General features: G+C 59.4%; 13 protein-coding genes and 1 other RNA gene. 5 read left to right on the forward strand and 9 right to left on the reverse strand.

From position 1 onward, the window contains the following. Positions 1-13: 13 nt before the first annotated feature. Positions 14-919, reverse strand: coding sequence for an AraC family transcriptional regulator (locus H3V04_RS10485; RefSeq protein WP_373564676.1), 906 nt, complete (start codon positions 917-919; stop codon positions 14-16). An 18-nt stretch (positions 920-937) separates the two neighbouring features. Next, complete coding sequence (locus tag H3V04_RS01055; RefSeq protein ID WP_198186936.1) at positions 938-3,256, reverse strand: beta-L-arabinofuranosidase domain-containing protein; 2,319 nt, start codon at positions 3,254-3,256, stop codon at positions 938-940. A 457-nt stretch (positions 3,257-3,713) separates the two neighbouring features. Here H3V04_RS01055 and H3V04_RS01060 point away from each other — a divergent pair, with 457 nt between their 5' ends. Continuing rightward, entirely contained in the window at positions 3,714-5,279 is a 1,566-nt protein-coding gene (locus tag H3V04_RS01060; protein WP_198186937.1) for an oligopeptide:H+ symporter, read from the forward strand. Between the two features lie 652 nt (positions 5,280-5,931). Beyond that, on the forward strand, positions 5,932-7,371 hold the full coding sequence (locus tag H3V04_RS01065; protein ID WP_232342402.1) for an FtsX-like permease family protein: 1,440 nt from the start codon (positions 5,932-5,934) through the stop codon (positions 7,369-7,371). A gap of 321 nt (positions 7,372-7,692) precedes the next feature. Here H3V04_RS01065 and H3V04_RS01070 read toward each other — a convergent pair whose 3' ends face one another. The 5 genes from H3V04_RS01070 to H3V04_RS01090 form a co-directional block, all read right to left on the reverse strand. Next, the gene (locus H3V04_RS01070; RefSeq protein ID WP_198179021.1) at positions 7,693-7,971 is read right to left on the reverse strand and encodes a type II toxin-antitoxin system YafQ family toxin; all 279 of its coding nucleotides are present in this window, start codon (positions 7,969-7,971) and stop codon (positions 7,693-7,695) included. Continuing rightward, positions 7,964-8,218, reverse strand: a complete 255-nt coding sequence (locus H3V04_RS01075; protein ID WP_198179023.1) for a type II toxin-antitoxin system RelB/DinJ family antitoxin — start codon at positions 8,216-8,218, stop codon at positions 7,964-7,966. The genes H3V04_RS01070 and H3V04_RS01075 overlap by 8 nt, the downstream gene beginning before the upstream one ends. 240 nt (positions 8,219-8,458) lie before the next feature. Beyond that, positions 8,459-8,857, reverse strand: a transfer-messenger RNA (tmRNA) gene (ssrA, locus tag H3V04_RS01080). A 113-nt stretch (positions 8,858-8,970) separates the two neighbouring features. Next, complete coding sequence (locus tag H3V04_RS01085; protein ID WP_198186939.1) at positions 8,971-9,915, reverse strand: LysR family transcriptional regulator; 945 nt, start codon at positions 9,913-9,915, stop codon at positions 8,971-8,973. A 242-nt stretch (positions 9,916-10,157) separates the two neighbouring features. Beyond that, positions 10,158-11,780, reverse strand: coding sequence for an NAD-dependent malic enzyme (locus tag H3V04_RS01090; RefSeq protein ID WP_198183958.1), 1,623 nt, complete (start codon positions 11,778-11,780; stop codon positions 10,158-10,160). A gap of 298 nt (positions 11,781-12,078) precedes the next feature. Between H3V04_RS01090 and H3V04_RS01095 the strand changes: the two genes are divergently transcribed. Then, the gene (locus tag H3V04_RS01095; RefSeq protein ID WP_232342403.1) at positions 12,079-13,557 is read left to right on the forward strand and encodes a DASS family sodium-coupled anion symporter; all 1,479 of its coding nucleotides are present in this window, start codon (positions 12,079-12,081) and stop codon (positions 13,555-13,557) included. Between the two features lie 106 nt (positions 13,558-13,663). Here H3V04_RS01095 and H3V04_RS01100 read toward each other — a convergent pair whose 3' ends face one another. Together H3V04_RS01100 and H3V04_RS01105 are read right to left on the reverse strand one after the other, a co-directional pair. After that, a complete protein-coding gene (locus H3V04_RS01100; protein ID WP_198186940.1) occupies positions 13,664-14,563 on the reverse strand; it encodes a carbohydrate kinase in 900 nt (299 codons plus the stop codon). Further along, entirely contained in the window at positions 14,553-15,830 is a 1,278-nt protein-coding gene (locus H3V04_RS01105; RefSeq protein WP_198186941.1) for an ROK family transcriptional regulator, read from the reverse strand. The genes H3V04_RS01100 and H3V04_RS01105 overlap by 11 nt, the downstream gene beginning before the upstream one ends. Positions 15,831-16,228: 398 nt before the next feature. Here H3V04_RS01105 and H3V04_RS01110 point away from each other — a divergent pair, with 398 nt between their 5' ends. Continuing rightward, positions 16,229-18,229, forward strand: a complete 2,001-nt coding sequence (locus H3V04_RS01110) for a glycoside hydrolase family 20 zincin-like fold domain-containing protein (protein ID WP_198186942.1) — start codon at positions 16,229-16,231, stop codon at positions 18,227-18,229. Positions 18,230-18,611: 382 nt separating this feature from the next. Further along, a complete protein-coding gene (gene xylA, locus H3V04_RS01115; RefSeq protein WP_198176653.1) occupies positions 18,612-19,955 on the forward strand; it encodes a xylose isomerase in 1,344 nt (447 codons plus the stop codon). The last annotated feature ends 287 nt before the right edge of the window (positions 19,956-20,242 follow it).

Raw genomic sequence — 20,242 nt, forward strand, 5'->3', positions numbered from 1 at the left:
CAGTCTAAGGACTTCAGGCGTTGTTGTAGTGCCGCAGGGAAAAGCTGGAGCGGTACCTGGTTGGTGTCAGGCCGGAGAACCGTTTGAAGACCCGCATGAAGTACTTGGGGTCGTCATACCCGCAGGCCTCGGCGATTTGGCTGACGCCCATGGAGGTTGACAGGAGCAGTTCCTGCGCCCTTTCGATGCGCACCCGCCTGATCTGCCCGGTGATGCCTATGCCGAACCGCCGCTTGTAGATGGTCGACAGGTAGGAGGGCGAGTAATTGAAGTTCTCCGCCACGCTGGCCACGCTGATCCGGTCGCAGGCGTTGATGCGGATCCAATCCTGGACCTGCTGGAGGGTGCTGTCCTCGTCGTCCGCTTCCTGAGGGTTCTTGGGCGCGGGCCTTCCCATGGAGATCTCCATGAGCAGACAGGTCATGAAATAGCTGCAGTAGGGGCTGGGCTCCGGGTAGGTGCGCTGATAGATGTCCAGCAGCTGGTTGAACATGACGGTCACCCGGTTGTTGTCTGCCAGGCGAAAATCCAGGGGCAGCACCACGCGTGCCGCGCCCTGGCCCTTTCCATCCCTCTGTTCGTCAGTCAGGCCCTGAACCCCTTTCCAGTCGGGCAAGGTGAAGTGGGCCCAGTAGAAGGTCAGCGGCTCCTGTCCCAGTCGGCGACTGCCCTCATGAGGGGTGCCGGGCGGGATCAGCAGCAGACCTCCTGCCTTCAGATCATGATGCCGCCCGGCTACGGTCAGCGGGAGGACACCCTCTTCAACCAGAATCAACTCAAAGCTGTCAACGGTGCGGCGCTCATGAATCCATCCTGGGGTGCCGATGAAGCGCCCTGCGGATTTGAAGACCGCCGCATCGTTGGGGAAACTGGTGATGATTGCCTGATACGTGCTGACCGTCCTTACTGTCTGTGAAATCTTGGCCTGAGGACGCGGTCAGTGGCTGGCCACCTCGACGTAGGCATGGTAGGGCTGGTCATGGTCGATGGTCCAGAGGGGGACGAATTCCAAGCCGCTGTCCCGGTGACGGAAGACCAGCTTTTCGCCCTGGCGTTCAAAGGCGGACCCGGGATCCTTCCGGTCGATGTTCAGGCTCTGCATGTCGGTGCTGGGGCTCAAGGCGGCAAGCACGTAGGGGCCCCAGGCCACGGCGGCCAGGGAGGGCCTGTCAGGGGTGCCGATCAGCCGGATGGTCGGGTCGAACGTCAACGTGACGGTGGTTCCTGACCAGGAATCCAGACCGCAGGCGCTCGCATCCAGGACCGCCACAGCCGGGTCGGTACCCATGAGATCCTGGGAGACTGAGGTGCCATCGATGTCGATGTGGAACCTGCCGCGGGTCCAGACGGGGATGCGCAGGGCCAGGCGCGGCCTGTCCAGAGCCTCTATGGTGATGGTCACTTTCTCGGGGTGGCGGTCGTCCACGTCCACGTTCAGGGCGATCTTCCGGTCGATGTCGTTCAGGCTGCAGGGCAGATACTGCTCGATCCACAGGGTCGTCTCGTCCGTGTAGAAGGCTCCATCGGCGTAGTAGAAGTGCGATTCCAGGCCGGTGCCGTGGCAGCAGCTGTTCTCCTCATCGAACTCCTTGCGGCCGCCCGGTTGGGTGGGGAAGAAGTAGAGGCTGCCGCCCTGGGGCACATGGTCGGTGCTGGCGGCGATGTGGTTGAGCGTGGTCAGCTCGGTGTAGTCTGCATACTCCTGGTCTGGGTCGAAGGAGAACAGGAGCGCCGACAGCTTGAGCAGATTGTAGGAGGCGCAGGACTCGGCGGTGTTGTCCTTGAGCAGGGCGCCGATCACGTCGGGCTGCTGGAACATCTCCCCTTGCCCGGTGCCGCCCATGGCATAGATGTGATGGCCCATGACCGACTTGAGGAAGAATTCGGCCTGCTGCAGGTAGTAGGGCAGTCCGGTATGGCGGAAGAGCTCCACCGAACCGATGACCTGTGGGATGTGCTGGTTGCCATGCAGCCCGCCCAGGGCATCCACCTTCTGACGCATGGGGACCATGAGACGGTCGTTGTCGAAGAGGCGGGCGGCCTCCAGGTGCTCCTTACGGCCGGTGATGGCGTACAGATGGGCCAGGGACTCGTTCATACCGCCGAACTCGCCGGCGATGTACATGCTCCACATGTTCTGCAGCTGCTCGTGGGGGAGCCGGTGGACGCGGTCATAGACCCAGTCGCCCAGATCCGAGGCCACGCGCAGAGCCGTTTCATTGCCCGCGAAGTGGTAGGCGTCGATCAGCCCCGCCAGGATCTTGTGCAGAGTGTAGTACGGCGCCCAGATGGTGGGGTAGGGCGCGTACTGTTCCAGCTTGTCGAACTGACTCTCGTCGTAGGCCGACAGGAAGCCCGGCTTGGTGGTTCCGCTCTTTGCAAAGGCGGCCTGGACCTCGGCGAGCCCGTCGACCAGGTAGGTCAGCTTGGTCCGAATGTCCTCGTCGCCCGTAGCGGCATACCCCAAGGCGTATGCGGACAGGACGTGGCCGGTGGTGTGGCCGCGCAGGTTGGAGTCCGGAGCGTCCCAGCCGATCATGGGCTTGGCGCCCTTGGTGTCCAGGTGGGCGGCCCGGCGGAACTCCACCAGGAGCTGATCGTCGTCCAGGGTCTTCAGGAAGGCTATCCGTCGGCGCTGGTTACCTGCCAGCATGCCATCGCCGGTCAGCCGCACGCGGGAGATTGGCACGCGGCGGACCCTGGGGCTGGAATCCACAGGCTGTTCTGGGTCTTCGTCAATCACCTGAACCTTGCATTGCAGGCGGATGTCGCTTCCGTCGATGGATCCTTGGAAGTCATGTTCGCCGGTCTGTTCGTCCCGCTGCTCAACGCCTTCGTCCCAGTTGACCCGCTGGGAGACCTTCTGCCCGTCCTTGGTCAGCACGGCCGTGAACATGGGCAGATAGTAGGTGGTGCCCTTGCGAGCCTTGATCTCGATGGGGTAGACCTTGCGCACTTCAATCTTGTTGGGCATCTGCAGCACGGTCACATCGAAGCTGCGCTGGGCCCTGGCACCGCCCTTGGTGACGGTCGCGGTCAGGGTCACGTTCCGATCGCCCCGACCGTATTCGGGCTGGTTGACCTTGCCTTGAGGGTTCACCCATCGATCGTCGCTGCTGGTCCACTCGATGGTGGTTCCCTCCACCCCCTCGGTCGGCAGTTTCAGGTCGAAGTCCACGGTGCCCGTGTTGCCGATGTAGATCTGACGGGCCGCCTCGTCGACGCAGTCCTGATCGGTGTGCATGGATGATGTCATGATGAATTACCTACTTCCTCCGCTGACAGGTGGATTCTGGCCGGTCATGGGTTCCGTCGGGTCGTCTCCGATCCATCGGCGCCGCTCTGCCCCGACGCCTTCGTGCGCCTTACCTCATCAGTCTATGGACGAAAGCCCGATTGTGAAGGTGGGGGAAATCGTCGAATGGGTGGACAATCTTGTGTCTTTGGTCTGGAGTGGTTCAGGCTGGCTTCTATTCTCTTGCAATCCTTGCAATGGCGCGCTTTCTGAGCAAGGAACGTCCTGCCAGGGGAACTTTGCCGAGCAGCTGCCGGATGGTATTACCGAGAAATATCCACCTTTTTCCGTTCTCTTTGCACCTAAGGCCGAGGGACAGAAGATTTACCGTTCACAGTGGAACAGCCTGTGGTTCCACGCAGAGCAAAAGGGTGCCGAACAACGAGGGTCGGTGCCATTGAGAAGCGAGGAGAAGCGTATGGCAACACCAACGGAAAACGGCGGCGAGCAACCGGATATCGTGGTTGATGAATCCGGTCTCAAGGTTGACCGACGACAGGAGGAGGAGCTGAACCAGCTGAGGGCGGACCGCTCCTTCTTCGGCTACCCCAAGGGCATCGGTGCCCTGGCGGCCGGCAATTTCTTCAATTCGATCTGTTGGGCCTCCTACGGGGCCGTGACGATCTACTACCTTTATAAGCCTTGGACCCAGGGTCTGGGATTCAGCCAGGGGGAGGCAGCACAGCTTATAGCCATCGTGGCGGCCATCAATTCCATGTTCGGCATCGTGGGCAGCTGGCTGGCGGATCGGGTGTTCGGGGCGCGCAAGGCCCTGGTCATCGGCAATATCGTCAAGGGGCTGTCCTGCGGGCTCTTGGCCATTCCGGCCTTCTCCATCAGTCAAGGTCGAGTCATGGCCATCGTGGGCATGATCCTCATGAACCTGCCCATTATGGGGGCTTCGAACGCCTCGCTGACAGGCATGCTCTTCCACCGCAAGGACAACCGTCGTGACGGCGCTTTCGCCATTCACGCCATTGCCAACAACATTGCCGGGTTCATCACCCCGATCATCTCCGCCCAGTTGGGGCTGATCAACTACCATTACGGATTCGCTATAGGAGCGGTCGCTGCGCTGATTTACGCCGCCATCATCGGCGTGCCGGGCAATCGTTTCTTCGGTTCGCTAGGCTCCAAGCCCTCACGCCCGCTCAACAGCCAGGAGCGTAAGCGCTACGGATGGGGTGCCTTGGGCGTGCTGGTGGTGATCGGCCTGTTTATCGCCGTCCTCCTTGCCACCCACAAGGTCAGCGTCAACGCGCTGGCTAGTACGGTCAGCTCATGCACCTTTGTAGTGGCCATCGCCTTCTTCCTGGTCATCTGGCGGTCCAAGAGGATTGTCGGAGTGGAGCGTCGGCGGCTCAAGGCCTTCGTGCCCATCGTGATCATGCAGATTGTTGCCGGAGTGGATTACGCCATTCAGGGCACCACCCTGCTCATGTTCCTGGACCAGCGGATCAACAGAAAGTTCGGCGGCATTGAAATCGCTCCGGGATCCTTCAACACTCTCGTGGGCATCATCGCCATGCTGGCCGGCATCTTCTTCAGCTGGTTCTGGCTGACCGACACGGGCAAGCGGTGGAAGTCAACCAACCGTCTCTGGTTCGGATTCGCCTTCTTTGGCATCTCCAACCTGCTGCTGATCGTTCCCACCGTGGTGCTCAATCCTCATACAGCCAGGTATTCCGTGCTCTGGCTGCTGCTCTACTATGTGGTCTCCAACTTCGGCGGCTTCCCCTATGGCGTTGCGGCCAACTCGACCGTGGCAGCCATCGCGCCCAAGTCCTATGAGACTCAGATGCAGACCGCTTTCACACTGTCGGCTGCCATCGGCACAGCCATCATGCTGCTGGTTTATGGCAGACTGACCACCCTGGACCAGCAGTTGCCTCTGTTGCTGATCATTGGCATTATCGAAATCGTCGTGGCTGTGGTGGTCATGCTTTTCCGAGGCAAGATAGACGCTACGGTCATGTCGGATTGAGCAACTCGTTCCCTGCCGGAGGATGAGTCTTCTGCTGGGAACCGTGATACATGACTGTCGCATGGGTGACCTGCGTGTCTGGTGCTCGGATCAGGGTTGGATGCTCTGATTCGGGCGTCAGACGCGCAAGTTTGTGCTCGAGGCTGGGGCAATGTCGGATATCGACGATTGTTGCGATGACGGCCCGGTGTCGCTTGTTTGTACGGATATAGCCATTAATTGACTGATGCGGTCATAATCCAGTCGGTCTGAATGTCCTCGCCCAAGGTGAAGGCATGCTCGCCGGTCCGTTTGAAGCCCATGGTTTGGTAGAAACGTTGGGCGGGGCCTTTGTGTTCCCATGCGCATTCGTCCGGCCATATTTTGCTCAGGATCCTGAGACTTGCCCGGTGCGGTGGTCAGTACAATCCACCAGGACATGATCCCTTTTCGGCTAGTTTTGTTGTTGTTTGGAGACCTGAACAAGATTCTGAGCATCGGATGGTGGACTGAGCAGGGGAATGGCCGACGGCCCATTGTAAGAAGGAATCGGGGTTAATTCAGGGTCGTTTCAGGGGTTTGCCGGATGTTGTCTCCCGCGCCGATCAACTATTTATATAAATAGAGTAATCCGGCAGAGTGTATGCACGAGGACGTGGCAGGTGAATGAAACATGACTTGGGCCTTACGTGATTTGAAAGCCAATAGTGGCATCTGGGCTGGCGTCTTTATCGTTCTTGTGGTTACCCAAACCCTGCTCTGTGCCATGAGTGTGAGTATGGGAGTCAACAGCTATTACCAGGGTCTGTCGGTCAAGACCAGGGATCCCGCCAAGAGTCTGGCTTCGGCCCTGAGTCTGGTCTTCCTCACGGTCATTGTGCTCGGCTGCTTGGTAATCAAGCAGACACTGCAGGCATCAATTCGCCAACGTCGGCGAGGCCTGGCCCTTATCTCGCTGTTGGGAGCCACGCCTAAGCAGATTCTGCTACTTACACTTTTGCAGGTGATCATTCTGGTTCTGCCGGCCTCCCTTGTTGCCGTGGCTCTTTCACCTGCGCTGGCTGGAAGGATCCTCGATTGGTATTCCACCGGGATGCGAATACCGGTGCATTTCGCTTTTACCTGGCGCGGTTTTCCGAGGTCTGCCCTGACTGGTCTCGCAGTGGGGTTGGCCACGGCCGTCTTGGCGACCAGCCGAACATTGCAGGATTTGGGAAAGATGACACCAGTCCGGGTGGTGCGCCGTGCTGAGGAGAGCGAATCGATTGACCGCCCCCGACATGGACGTGGTCTTGTATCCCTTTTTCTTGGGCTGGCCTTGCTGCTGTTGCCGTTGCCTGTCTTTGCCTATCTTTCGCACAGCGGCTCTGGGCCCTTGGATCCTAAGCAAGTCCAGGCGGTCATAAGTGCCGTTGGAAGTGGACCGCTTTTCGCCATTCTCTTGCTTCTGATAGCCTTGGCTCGCGCTGGTGGGCCGGTTATAGGCAGGGCCACTCAACTCTGGACTGCTCTGGTGCCGTCATCGTCTGCCGTCTGGCGGATAGCGCGTTCACAGGCTGTGGTCAGGAGTCGAGACACTACATTCGGCTCAACAGTTATAGCTCTGACTGCCTGTATGTTTCTGGTCGGCGGTCTGTTGGCTGCCGGAGGCACCAGTACCGTCGCCATGAACAAGGTACCGGGAATAGCGAATGCCACATCAGGTGGAACCTTGGAGTTGCTCTATGGTTTCTGGGCAGCGTTGCTTGTCGCCCTGGTCGGCGTGATCGCGGGATTCGCTATCGCCGCTCGGGATCGTGACCTCGATCTGGCGCTCCTGTCAATCGCTGGGGCAAAACCGCAGCAGCTTACTGCTATATCCACATTGGACGGCACCATCGTGATGACTACAGGCATTATCATCGCAGCAGGCGGCACCGGACTGGTCGGACTGAGCACAGCTATGGTCTACTGGCCCCTTATACACAGTCTGTCCGTAGTTTTTCCTTGGCAGTTTTTCCTTATCTGCGGGTTGCCGATCATCGTCGTCGGGTCGCTGGCGACCATGCTGACGGCGCGGCCTGCATTGAGACGCTCGCCCATAGCTATTCTGCAAGGGGCCATAGGCGAATGATCGACAATGAACTTTTACTCCTGGACTCGCGATGCGTAATTGAGGGGTCTTGCCGAGCATTGATCGCGGCCATGGCTGTGTGACATATTCGTCAATCTGCGGTTCCTTGCCGTATTGACCGGCACTGGTCAATACGGCAAATGCATGTTGGTTGCTCGAAGATGGGTATCGTCATTATGGCATGTTGATCTTGAGGAGATCCTGCTGACGATTAATTTTTAACTGAGAAGTGGATAAACAATTGGCGGTCAAATTTGTGTATTGGGTACAGTGACTCGCGCCAGTCGGAACAAGGCTCGATCACCCAGACTTTCACATATGTCACAGTGTTTGATCGTGGCTGCCGGTGGTCATCAAGGTAAGAATCATTCGATTCTTATCGCGCTTGTATACCAGGAGCCAGTCTGCGTCGACATGTAGCTCCTCATATTTGGACCAGCGTCCTTTCAACTGGTGATTTCGGTATCTACGTTTAAGCAGTGCTGAATTGTAGTCAGCCAAATCGTAGAGCACTTGATCGAGCCTGCTTAAGTCGAAATGCTTCTTCTTGATTTTCTTGACATCACGCAGAAACTTCTGTGTATATGCAAACTCATACATGATGGATGATGTCTTTCATATTCTCTACATCACCCGCACGAGTGACCGGCGAAGCCTCAGCTTCCTCCATTTCCATGTCAAATTTGGAAAGTTGGGAGCGAAATGGAAGTCCTCCTTCGCGCAGGGACTGAGAGAGAAACATGTTAATCGCCGTGCCGAGATCAAGACCTAGATCTTCGAAAAGCTGTGAGGCTCGACGCTTCATATCTTCGCTGGTGCGAATTTGAATTCGCGCTGTCTCTTTCATTACTTTCACCTTCCGATTGCTCAATTAGTCCTCGTTATCTCCAGAATTATATCATTCTTGCTCCGATTGGAGTTGTCTTGGAGTTATTTTAACTCTGAAAATAAAGCAAAGAGATGACCAAGAATTCATGAATAAGATTGTGTGGACAATATGATGCACTAGAAATGCAAAGAGATGGATTCTTGAACCGTAAAAGCGGTATACAAAGGGCCAGCCAAGTTGCCTCGGCCGGCCCTTGTTTTGTGGAGCTGCGGGGAATTGAACCCCGGTCCGGTGACCGCACCCTCAGTCTTCTACGTGCGTAGTCTGCTGGCCTTTGTAGCTATCTGTCTGCCCCCACCTGTGTCGCAGACAACCGGTGGCGGGCATAGCCGCAGTAAAAGTCCCCGAACCGCCCTGTGGCGCAGCAGTTCAGGCAAGTCTTCTTAATGACGCTCAGCATCCCCCCGAAGGCGAAGGGGAGTGAACGGAGCAGCTGCTCACTGGTTAATCCTGGCGCGAAGCTCAGGCAGCGAGAGCGAACTCAGTGCGGTTAGATTTAGCACTTGTTGTTTGCGGGAGGACATTAACGAGCGGACCCCCGCGTTCTCGGCACGCTTCCCTGCGACGAACAGGTCACCGTCGAAACCGATCAGCCCCAATCTTGAATTATCAAGCTCTGCCGGTGCCGTTGCGGACCAGCCTCGTCAGTATACAACAGATGGACGCCGCGGATATTCCCGCTTCTCCCTCGGCATTGACTCCAATTTCGGTCAAGCCACAGAGCCCAGTCGGTTGGTGGCATAGTCACTGAAGGCATGCACCTCCTCCACGTCCTCGTGGAAGGCCTCGCGTTTGGTGTCGTTGAAGAGGAAGATGTTGAAGCGAGGCATGTCATCTCCGGCAAAGGGGATGAAGCGCAGGCCGTCGCCAGGGTGCACGCCGGCCGAGGTGATCAGGCTGCAGACCAGGCCGGATGTGGTCACCATTTTCAGTGTTTCCACGTCGGAGACTTCAATCAGGTGGCTGACCGGTTCAGACAGGTGAATCAGCCGTTGGGCGGCCTGGGCATGGACGAAATCGCGGTTGAGGGTGGCGAAGGGGACATCCCCGGGAAGCATGGACAGATCCTCGGGGTGCAGGCTGGTCATTCCCGCCGTGCCTAGTCGTTCGACCATGGACTGGGTGCAGACCATGCCGAAGGGGAAGGAGGCCAGCTTGGTCGTCTCCACGCCATCCACGCTCAGCGACTCGTTGACGCTGGCTACAGCCCCGTAGTCCACACGGTGGGCCTCTATCTGGCTCAGCAGCTTTTGGGACCCTATGGTTTCTACGGTCGTGTTCTTGTCTGGTTCGCACTGCCCTTGCCGCCCCTGCCCGGAGCTCAGCAGCGAAGAGATGATGGGTGGCAGGCCGATTGTGCGCCGTCGAATCCCGGTCCTCGCAGCCAAGGCCTCAGGCAGGGAGTTAATAAGGTCCAATGCCTGGCCGACGTGGTCCACCACTGTTCTTCCGGATTGGGTGAGCTGTGTGCCGTCACCTGCGCCGAAGCGCTGCCTTTGGACCAGCCTGGTTCCCAGACGTTTTTCCAGTCTTCTGATGGCCTGTGAGACGGCAGGCTGGGAGATGCCCGCCTCCAACGCGACGTCGGTGAAACTGCCGTACCGGGCCAGCATGGTAAGCAGCTCGAGGTCGCGGACATTGTCCATATAGGTCATGAGCCGCTTCCCTTGATTGGTGCTCAGATTATTGCTTGTCTTTATTGCTTATCCGTCAACTTTGGCGAAAGACTACTTATAAGAACCATATCATTATCATCTGGACTTGAGAAGATTGACCCTTGAAAATATTGACAGATCATGACTCATGACTGGGGTCCGGCCGCCACGATTATTGATTATCAATCGTGCCGGCCGGACCCCAATTTCAATGTCGCAAGAAGCGAAGATGCAGGTTTCGCTCAGGCGTCGTAGTGCCACTGTGCCTTGGCAACGGCGGCATCCACGTCCTCAATCGGCTCACGGTTCAGGCCTTCCTGGACCGCCTGTGCAGCTACAGCAGTGGCGACTCGACGTGAAATCTCCTTGAGATCGGCTACCGGCGGCAATACGGCGGTTCCGGGCTTGTCCACGTCGATCATGTCGGAGATGGCGTAGGCTGCGGCCAACAGCATCCCCTTGGTGACCAGCCGTGCCTTGGCGACGATGGCCCCGAAGCAGATGCCGGGATACATGAGGGCGTTGTTGCCCTGTCCGATGGAATAGGTGACCCCCTGGTAATCAACAGGCTTTGAGGGGGTGCCGGTGATGACGAAGCCGCGGCCGTGGGTCCAGGCGATCACATCGGCAGCCTTGGCCTCGGCCAGTTCCGTGGGGTTGGAGATGGGGCAGATCAGCGGCCGCTCCACATGCTTGGCCATGGCCTCGACAACGTCCTGGTTGAAGGCTCCTGCCCTGGTCGAGGTGCCGATGAGCACCGTGGGTTGGAAGGCGTCGACAACCTGTGCCAGCGAGGTCTTGTCGGTGACTGAGGCGAACTCATCCGGCTTGCGGGCATATCGAGTTTGTCCCTCGGTCAGATCGTCCAGACCCTGCTCGATCAGACCCTGACGATCGAAGAGCAGAACCCTGCTGCGCGCAGTCTCTGAATCCATGCCTTGGCGGATGATCAGGTCATCCACGATCTGATCGGCGATGCCCACGCCGGCGGTCCCTGCGCCGAAGACCATGATCCTGGTGTCCTTGGGGTCGGCTCCGGCGATTTTTCTGGCGGCGATCAGAGCGGCCAGTACGGTCACGCCAGTGCCCTGGATGTCGTCGTTCAGGGTCAGGATTCGGTCCTGGTAGCGCTTGAGGACAGGCGCCGCCTCGGGCCTGCCGAAGTCCTCCCAGTGGATCAGGGCCTCCGGATAGCGCTGCAGGACCTGCTGGACGAAGTCATCGATGAAGTCGTCGTAACGCTGGCCTCTGACCCTGGCGAAGTGGTTGCCCACATAGTCCGGATTGTCCAGCAGGGCCTGGCGGTTGGTGCCCACATCCACCATCACCGGCAGAACGCGAGAGGGATCGATTCCGGCAGCAGCGGTATAGACCGCCAGCTTGCCCGTCAGGATCTCAGCCCCCTGGGCGCCCCAGTCGCCGATGCCGAGAATGCCTTCCGCGTCGGTGCACACCACCAGGTCGATGGGTCGGTCGCCGGCGTACTGGTCCAGGGCGTCGCCGATCCCCTCGGGGTGATCGATGGAGATGTAGGCCACGTCGCTGCCTGAATAGAACTCGTCGTAGCGCTGGATGGATTGGGCCACGGTGGGGGCGTAGACGATGGGCATGTACTCGGTCAGATGCTTGTCCATGCTCCTGTAGAAGAGCCGACGGTCGGTGCGGCAGATGCTCATCAGGTAGAGCCGCTTATCCAGATCGGTAGGCTGGGCCAGGAAGCGGCGATATACGATGCGCTCGCGCTGTTCATCATCCTGTACGGCAGCAGGCAGCAGCCCGTCCAGCTTGAGTTCGCGCCGTTGTTCATAGTCGAATCCCAGTCCCCGGTTGGCATAGGAATCGTTGATGGTATCGAATCCTGTCATGGTCTCACTTGTCCTTCACGATTGGGGCCGGCCGCGTTGCCGGACCTCTGCAATCAGCCTAGAAAAGCCCTTGGCGGCCCGGCAAATAAGCATTGTCTATATGTTCTCAAGCGCCTGTCGCCGGTCTTCGACGGGTCTTTTATGTCATCAACGGCTGCCGGTCATGGCCTTCCCCATATAGGCAGCGCTTATTTGTCGCCCCTGCCACCTGCCGCATAGCATAAGTCCACATGAGCAAGCCGACGAAGAGGTCGGCGGTTTCCAGGCGGTCATACGCCGGACCATGAGCGAAGGAGCAATGATGGGTGAAACAGTACGAACAGGCGGGGGCGGGGGAGACCCCAAGACGGGAGCCAGGCAGCCGTTCAATACGAGCCAACTGGTCAAGGCTCTGATCTGCGTAGCGGTAGGGCTGGTCATCTTTCTGATTCCGCCTCCCAAGGGGCTGACCGCCCAGGGCATGCACATGCTGGGAGTCTTCGTGGGCACCATCCTCGGGCTGATTCTGCAGCCTCTGCCCACATCGGCGGTGGCCATCATCGGCATGACCGTGGGGATGCTGACAGGGGCATTGGACCCCAAGAAGGCGGCCTTCAACGGGCTGGGCAGCGCCTCCATCTGGCTGATCGTGGCGGCCTTCTTCATCGCTCAGGGCTTTGTTTCCACCGGACTGGGCCGCAGGATCGCCCTGGTCTTTCTTTCCCGATTGGGCAAGTCCAGCCTGGGCATAGCATACGGGCTCTCGGCCGCCGACCTGGTCCTGGCTCCGGCCACCCCGTCAAACACGGCTCGCCTGGGCGGCATCCTTTTCCCGATCATTACATCAATCAGTGATGTGCAGGATTCAAAGCCCGACACCGACGAGTCCCGGCGACGCATCGGCGCCTACCTGGCGATCACGGCCAACAACGTCAACGCCATTACATCGGCCATGTTCCTGACGGCTATGGCGGCGGGCCCGGTCGTAGGACAGCTGGCCCAGAAATTCCATGTGGACATCGGATGGGGCACCTGGGCCCTGGCCGGCATCGTGCCTGGCCTGCTCTGTCTGATTCTCATACCCGCCCTGATCTACCGCATCTTCCCGCCCACCCTGAGGAACGTTCCTCAGGCTCAGGAGGATGCCAAGGATGAGCTCAAGGGGCTTGGCCCGCTGAGCATGCACGAGTGGATCATGGCCGTGACCTTCCTGGTCATGCTGGTCCTCTGGGCGACCGGCTCGGTGATCCATATCAATTCCACCACCGTGGCCTTCCTGGGCGTGGCCGTGCTGCTGTGCACCAAGATCATCACCTGGCAGGACATGGTTGCCAACAAGTCGGCCTGGTCCACGCTGATCTTCTTTGGCGTTCTGGTAGGCATGGCTGAACCGCTCAATACCCTGGGCGTCACAACTTGGGCGGGGGAGATCATCGCGGGCCTGGTCAAGGGTATGCCTTGGGTGTTGGTCCTGATGATTCTGACGATCTTCTACTTCTTCATCCACTACATGTTCGCTTCCGAGTTGGCCCAGGTGGCGGCCATCTACACGCTCTTCGTCAGCGTGGCCGTGGCTGCCGGGGTCCCGGCCATGCCCGCAGCGCTGATGCTGGGATGCGCCAGCGGACTGATCGGCGCCATGACCCATTACGCTTCCGGACCGGCGGCCTTGATTTACGGTGCCGGATACGTCAAGACCTCCGAGTTCCTGCGTATTGGTCTGATCTGCGGACTGGTGACCGTGGCCATCTTCCTGACCGTGGGTCTGGGCTGGTGGCGGCTCATCGGCATCTGGTAAATCCCGATACCGTAGATATAGGTTTGGTGTAGCTATAAGTTTGGTCCCGTCCTGTCGACAGTTCGACGGGCGGGACCAAATCATGTTCAGAGGGAGAGGTGGGGGATCATTGACCCTGCTGGCCCAGGTAGTCGGGGATATGCTCGGGATATTCGGGCCAGGCGCCTGGCTGGGTGCAGACGAAGGCAGCGGTGTTGACGGCAGCCCGGTGGGACTGGGTCAGGGAGGCTCCCAGCAGGCGGTTAATGGCGAAGGTGCCGGAGAAGGCATCGCCGGCACCAACAGTGTCGGCCACAGTGATTTCAGGCGTGGGTAGGTGGGAGGACTGGCCGTTCGCCAGATAGATCGTGCTGTAGTCGTTGCCGGCGGTCAGCACGATGGTATCCAGGTGCCACTGGTCCATGAACCAGTGGCAGAGCTCGTCGTCGGTGGCTCCTGGCACGTAGAACATATCTCGCAGAATGACCAGCTCCTCGTCGTTGAGTTTGAAGACCGTGGCCATGTCCAGAAGCTCCTGGATCAGATCCTTGCTGTAGAAGGTGCCTCGTAGGTTGATGTCGAAGAAGCGCATGGCATGGCTCTTGGTGTGGCGCAGCACCTGCAGGCAGGTTTCGCGTGACTGGCTGCTGCGCATGCTCAGCGTGCCATAGCAGACCGCATCGGCCTTGCTGGCCAGACCGGCCAGGTCATCCGTGTATTCCAGATGATCCCAGGCCACGTCGGGCTTGAAGACGTACTGGGGGATGCCCTCGTTCAGCTGGACCTCGACGGTGCTGGTGGGGTGGTCGTTGTGCTGCAGGACCGCATCGACGCCGGCCTCCTGGACCGCCTTCTCAAGCTCCCGGCCCAGGTCGTCGCGTCCCACGGCACTGATGGCGTAGCCTTCCGCCCCGTTCTTTGCGGCGTGATAGCTGAAGTTGACCGGTGCGCCACCGGCCCGCTTGCCTGTTGGCAGGACATCCCAGAGGATCTCGCCGATGCTGAGGACCACGGGTTTACTGGTCATGGTGTTCCTTTCCTGATGACGGACGATGCGTCCGCCTTGTGCTTGTTGACTTCACAGCTGGTCGGCCCATACTGGCCGGATGTTCCAAAAATTGGCTGGCAGCCACCGCAGCGGCCCCGGTCAGCGTGGCGTCGGCAGGTAGGTTGGAGAGCAGGATCTGCGTGTGCTCTCGTAGACCAGGCAGGGCTCGCTGGGATACTATGGCCCGAACCCGCTCCAACAGGCGGGTACCGGCGGCGGCCACCATGTCTCCGATGACGATCTGGGCGGGGTTGTAGGCGTTGACGATGGTCACGCAGCCATAGCCCACGTAGTCGGCTACCTGATCCACCAGGGTCCGGGCGGCTTGCTGGCCGGAGCGGGCCTGGTCGAACAGACTTGCGCAGGCCTTGGCGTGGGTCATGGCCTCGACTCCAGGGAAGTGATCCCGCATATCCGGCTGGCACATGCGGCGGTGGATGGCTACTGCCGAGCAGTAACATTCCAGGCAGCCGCGGTTGCCGCACTCGCAGGGCAGGCCGTTCAGATCGATGCTGACGTGGCCGATTTCGGTGGCCGCTCCCTGGCTGCCGTCCACCAGGGCGCCCCTGTCGATGACTCCCAGTCCGACGCCTTCGCCCACCAGGAAGTAGGCCATGCTGGATGCGCTCACGCCTGGGTCGAACAGACTCTGGGCCAGCGCACCGGCTCGGGCATCCTGCTCGATGAAGGTGGGTACGCGGAAGGCCCGGCCGAATTCGTGGATAAAGTCCACCCCACGCCAGCCTGGCATGCTGGTGACCAGGGCAATGCGACCACTCTCGCGCAGGTAGGGGCCCGGAACGGCCATGCCCACGGCCACGATGGCGGGGTTCGCCTCCAGTTGTCTTTCCACTCGGGTCCTGACCTCGGCCACAGCGCAGGGGATGTCGTCGGGGTCGACGGGGGGCAGCTCCTCCGAATCCAGCAGACGGCCGCTGATGTCGAATAGTCCGATGCTGACCAGGCTGCGGGCGAACTTGACTCCGATGACCTGGTAGCGGTCGGCATTCAGGGCCAGGCCGATGGATCGACGGCCGCCCTCTGAGTCCATGCTGCCGGTCTCGCTGATCAGGCCCAGGCCGATCAGACGGCCCACCAGCTTGCCCACGGCAGCCGGCGTCAGATTGAGGTCCCGGGCCATCTGGGCTCGTGAACTGGTGCCGTGCTGGTGCAGGTACTGGACGATGCGTGACTGGTTGAGCTCGGAGAGGGCCTTCGGTGTGCTGGCGTATGGACTGCCGTGCATGTCAACCTCCTCCTTGAGTGGTGCAGGCACGCGAACCTCGCACACTTTATGAACAACGTTTATATATTAACACTGTTTATTATCCTTGCGCAACCTGCTCCCATCCGTTCAAGTTATCCCGACCGAGGCAATTTCATTCTTGGCTGCGGCATCATCAACCATGAAGTTCGCCAGCCTCTGCTCCTTCGCCAATTCGCCAATGCGTTGGATCACAGGTTCTTGCGGGCTCGTCGGCCTGTGCGAATGCTGCCTATGCGCCTGTATTCGGCTCTGCCGGAATCTCTTCTCGTCCCCGGCGTATGGGTAGACTGATGCGGTGGCCATCGATGGCCATGGCTGGAGCATGTTCCTGACGCGGTCGTCAGTGGCATCAGCCTGTTGCGGGAAAGGTATGGAGTATGAGTCTTGATAATGGCATTGATGCCGTCGCCGATCCGTCCAGGGAGCGGCCGTTGGCCCTGATTCCCCGGCCGCTCCACTTGCAAAGGGATCGGGGCCAGTTGTTGTTGCCGGTGGCGGGCGGAATTGTCTGCGGTTCAGCGGTTGACCAGGAGCTGGGTTCCGTCCTGAGTGGCCAGTTGGCAGATACCATTCAGCAGGCCACGGGGATGGTCTGGGATCATTCGCGAGGGCAGGCGTGGAATGGCGCGATCAGTCTGGATCTGGACCAGAAACTTGGTCCCCAAGAGTATCTTCTGTCCATCGCTGATCAGGGGGAGCGCTGTCCGATCGTGGATATCCGCGGCGGCGACAGTCAGGGACTGCGATGGGGGGTACAGACCCTTCGCCAGATCATCATGCAATGCGGTCCGGTGCTTCCCGCCCTGCACATCCAGGACCGCCCCGCCTATCCAACGCGCATCTACAGCCTGGATGTGACCCGCGGTCGGGTGCCCACCATGGGCTGGTTGCGGCACTGGGCGGACATATTGGCCCTGTATAAGTTCAATCAGCTGCAACTCTACATTGAGCACACCATGGCTTTCCCGGGCATGAGCGAGGCTTGGAGGGGCACAAGCCCCCTGGAGCCCGGGCAGATCACCGACTTCGATGACTATTGCGCCCGCCTGGGCATCGAGTTGGTGCCTTCGATCTCCACCTTCGGCCACCATTACACCAGCCTTCGCACTCGCGGATTCAGGGATCTGGGCGAGTTTCCCGAGCAGGCGGACCGGCCATACTCTTTCATAGAGCGTCAGGAGCATCACACCATCAATGTCAACCACCCACAGGCTCTGGCATTCTCTACAGGGCTGATTGACGCCTATGCGCCGCTTATGCGTACGCGAAACTTCAATATCGGCGGAGACGAGACCTTTGATCTGGGCAAGGGGCGTTCGCGGCAGGACGGTTCCAGCAAGGATCCTGCTGACATGTATGCCGACTATCTGATCAGCCTGTGTGATCACCTGCATGCACAGGGCCGCCATCCCATGTTCTGGGGCGATGTCGCTGTGTCCATGCCCAGGGTCCTGGACAGGCTGCCCAAGGACTGCACGTTGCTCAACTGGCTCTACGAGCCACAGGTGAAACCTGACAAGGTTGCTCTTGTAGCCTCTACAGGGGCCCGGCAGATAGTCTGCTCGGCCGTTCACGATTGGAATCATCTTCTGCCTGGAATCGACAATGCATGGAACAACATCAGCCGTCTGAGCCGATACGGGATCCAATACGGTGCCGTTGGGGCCATGGTCACGGACTGGGGCGATTACGGGCATATCAACGATCCGCGTATGAGTTTGCCTGGCATGGCCTACGCCGCCCAGTGCTTCTGGAATCCCGATGACGATGATCGGGACCGGGTGGACAGGGATATGGACCTGCTGGTCTATGGGGATGCGACGGGGGACTATCTGCCGGCGCTGATTCAGGCAGGCTCCAGTGTGGTCTTCGGCTGGGACGATATGGTGCGCTACTGGGAGCTGGACGACCGCCACGGCGGTCTTAATCAGGATGTGGCATCTACAGTGCCAGGCGTGCCTGAACCGGATCCGTCTGCCGATGTCGACGAAGCTCGCCGTAACCTGCTTATGGCTTTGCGCAATCGTCTTGAGCAGGTGGATCAGCGTGACGCTCTGCTGGTCGACGCGGCTGCGCGCATGGGCAGGGCGGCCGCCGAAAGCCAGGCTGATGCGCGCAGAACTTTGCAGGCTCAGTTGGTGGCTGTCCATGGCCAACGCCTCTTCAACGCATTGGGTCGTAGTCTGGCCGTTTGCCATGGCGTTCTGCCTGGAGCTCCGGATGCCGGCGCCGACCGGGGCCTGGCCGATGCCTTGGAGATCTGGTTCGAGTCCTACGCCACGGTTTGGCGTCAGGTCAGTCGTGAATCGGAGTTGGGGCGGATCGCCTCCGTGATTTGGGGCTTCGCCGACATTCTTCGGAAAGGGACGAACTCCTGATCGGATCGGTTGCGATGGTCATGTCGAAAGGTCGGGAGAGCGCAAGGATGACCATCAATGAGTAGAGCGTCGCTCTGCGGCATTTTGAGCGTTTCTTGCACGGAGTCCCAGGATTGCATAAATCTCGAACCAGGCAAATTGTCATGCCAGGAGGAGCTCGGCTTTCATGGTTGGGTGCTAGTTGAGCGCGGGGTCTTATAGGGCGAAGGAGTTTCTTGAAAACCATTGAGTGGTACCTGGGTTGGCAATACCGCATCCATATAATTCAACGAATTGACAAAATCGATCCGTCCCTCTACTCTTGATGTTCAGGAGGCAGGAACTGGTTTCCTCCCCTGTGAACGCCGTAAAGGCAGATGCAATAGGCAAAGGAGCATTTCGTATGGGTCTGTGGGACGTCGACAAGATCGAATACGTGGGTCGCCAGGGCGTGAAGGAGGGCCTGGGCTTCCGCTACTACGACAAGAATAAGGTGGTGGCCGGCAAGCCTATGAAGGACTGGCTGCGCTTCGCCGTGGCATGGTGGCACACCTTCAACCAGGGTCTGGTGGATCCCTTTGGCGATCCCACCGCGCAGAGGCCCTACTACCGCTACACCGACCCCATGGATCAGGCGCTGGCCAAGGTGGACTACGCCTTCGAGCTCTTCACCAAGCTGGGGGTCGAGTTCTTCTGCTTCCACGACCGTGACCTGGCTCCCGAGGGCGACACCCTGCGCGAGACCGACGCCAATCTTGACAAGGTGATCGACCGCATCGAGGCCGCCATGAAGGACACCGGGGTCAAGCTGCTCTGGAACACCTCGTCGCTCTTCACCAACCCCCGTTTCGAGGCCGGCGCCGGCACCTCGCCCTTCGCTGACATCTACGCCTACTCGGCAGGCCAGCTCAAGCACAGCCTGGAGATCGGCAAGCGGCTGGGTGCCGAGAACTACGTGTTCTGGGGCGGCCGTGAGGGCTACGAATCCCTCTGGAACACCCGCATGAAGGAGGAGCAGGACCATATGGCCGCCCTCTTCCACATGTGCGTGGACTACGCCAAGGAGATCGGCTTCGACGCGCAGTTCCTGATCGAGCCCAAGCCCAAGGAGCCCACACTCCACCAGTACGATTACGACGCGGCCACCACCATCAACTTCCTGCGCACCTACGACCTGCAGGACAACTTCAAGCTCAACATCGAGGGCAACCACGCCAACCTGGCCATGCATACCTATCAGCATGAGGTCCGCGTGGCCCGCGAGGCCGGATTCCTGGGATCCCTGGATGCCAACCAGGGCGACAAGCTGATCGGCTGGGACATGGACGAGTTCCCCTCGGACCTCTACGATGCCACCGCCGTCATGTGGGAGGTGCTGGCCAATGGGAGCATCGGGCCCCGCGGAGGCCTGAACTTCGACGCCAAGCCGCGCCGTTCCTCCTTCCTGCCCGAGGACCTCTTCAGGACCCACATCGTGGGCATGGACACCTATGCCGCCGGTCTGCTGGTCGCGGCCAAGATGCACGAGGACGGCTACATCGAGCAGCTGCAGCAGGATCGCTACTCCTCCTTCGAATCGGGCATCGGTTCGACGGTCAAGGATGGCACGGCAACGCTGGCCTCCCTGGAGGAGTACAGCCTTGACAAGCCGCAGGCCGAACTGATCGCCGCCGACAAGTCCGACCATCTTGAAGTGGTCAAGGCCACCATCAACAACTATATTGTCGAGGCTCTGGCCCAGGCCTGAGCTCTGACTAAGCATCACTCAACCCTGTACGACGGAATTCGCCTGGTCGTGCAGGGTTTCTTATGCGTTTTTGGCTATCGATGATTTCCTGTATGTCATGGTCAAGAGACACTCGGATGTGTCTGTGGAAAAACAAAGCGGGTATTTTCTGATCTGAGTAATGCCTAAGGCTTGAGGAATAGCCATTCCTGGCGTTTTTGTATTTCCCTCTTTTTAAGCGACTTTTCTGTGTTTCCGAGGATTTTTGTGGCTCTTGTGTGGTAAAGGGCTATAATGGAACTAAATCG

This window comes from Bifidobacterium sp. M0353, assembly GCF_016100645.1.
GTDB classification, from domain to species: Bacteria; Actinomycetota; Actinomycetes; order Actinomycetales; family Bifidobacteriaceae; genus Bombiscardovia; species Bombiscardovia choladohabitans.

Excerpts from the sequence above, each read along its gene's own strand:
- H3V04_RS01105 (WP_198186941.1), bottom strand. The coding sequence starts at position 15,830 with ATGCACGGCAGTCCATACGCCAGCACACCGAAGGCCCTCTCCGAGCTC.
- H3V04_RS01075 (WP_198179023.1), bottom strand. The coding sequence starts at position 8,218 with ATGAAAGAGACAGCGCGAATTCAAATTCGCACCAGCGAAGATATGAAG.
- H3V04_RS01095 (WP_232342403.1), top strand. The coding sequence starts at position 12,079 with ATGATGGGTGAAACAGTACGAACAGGCGGGGGCGGGGGAGACCCCAAG.
- H3V04_RS01070 (WP_198179021.1), bottom strand. The coding sequence starts at position 7,971 with ATGTATGAGTTTGCATATACACAGAAGTTTCTGCGTGATGTCAAGAAA.
- H3V04_RS01065 (WP_232342402.1), top strand. The coding sequence starts at position 5,932 with ATGACTTGGGCCTTACGTGATTTGAAAGCCAATAGTGGCATCTGGGCT.
- H3V04_RS01055 (WP_198186936.1), bottom strand. The coding sequence starts at position 3,256 with ATGACATCATCCATGCACACCGATCAGGACTGCGTCGACGAGGCGGCC.
- H3V04_RS01100 (WP_198186940.1), bottom strand. The coding sequence starts at position 14,563 with ATGACCAGTAAACCCGTGGTCCTCAGCATCGGCGAGATCCTCTGGGAT.
- xylA (WP_198176653.1), top strand. The coding sequence starts at position 18,612 with ATGGGTCTGTGGGACGTCGACAAGATCGAATACGTGGGTCGCCAGGGC.
- H3V04_RS01090 (WP_198183958.1), bottom strand. The coding sequence starts at position 11,780 with ATGACAGGATTCGATACCATCAACGATTCCTATGCCAACCGGGGACTG.
- H3V04_RS01110 (WP_198186942.1), top strand. The coding sequence starts at position 16,229 with ATGAGTCTTGATAATGGCATTGATGCCGTCGCCGATCCGTCCAGGGAG.
- H3V04_RS01060 (WP_198186937.1), top strand. The coding sequence starts at position 3,714 with ATGGCAACACCAACGGAAAACGGCGGCGAGCAACCGGATATCGTGGTT.
- H3V04_RS01085 (WP_198186939.1), bottom strand. The coding sequence starts at position 9,915 with ATGACCTATATGGACAATGTCCGCGACCTCGAGCTGCTTACCATGCTG.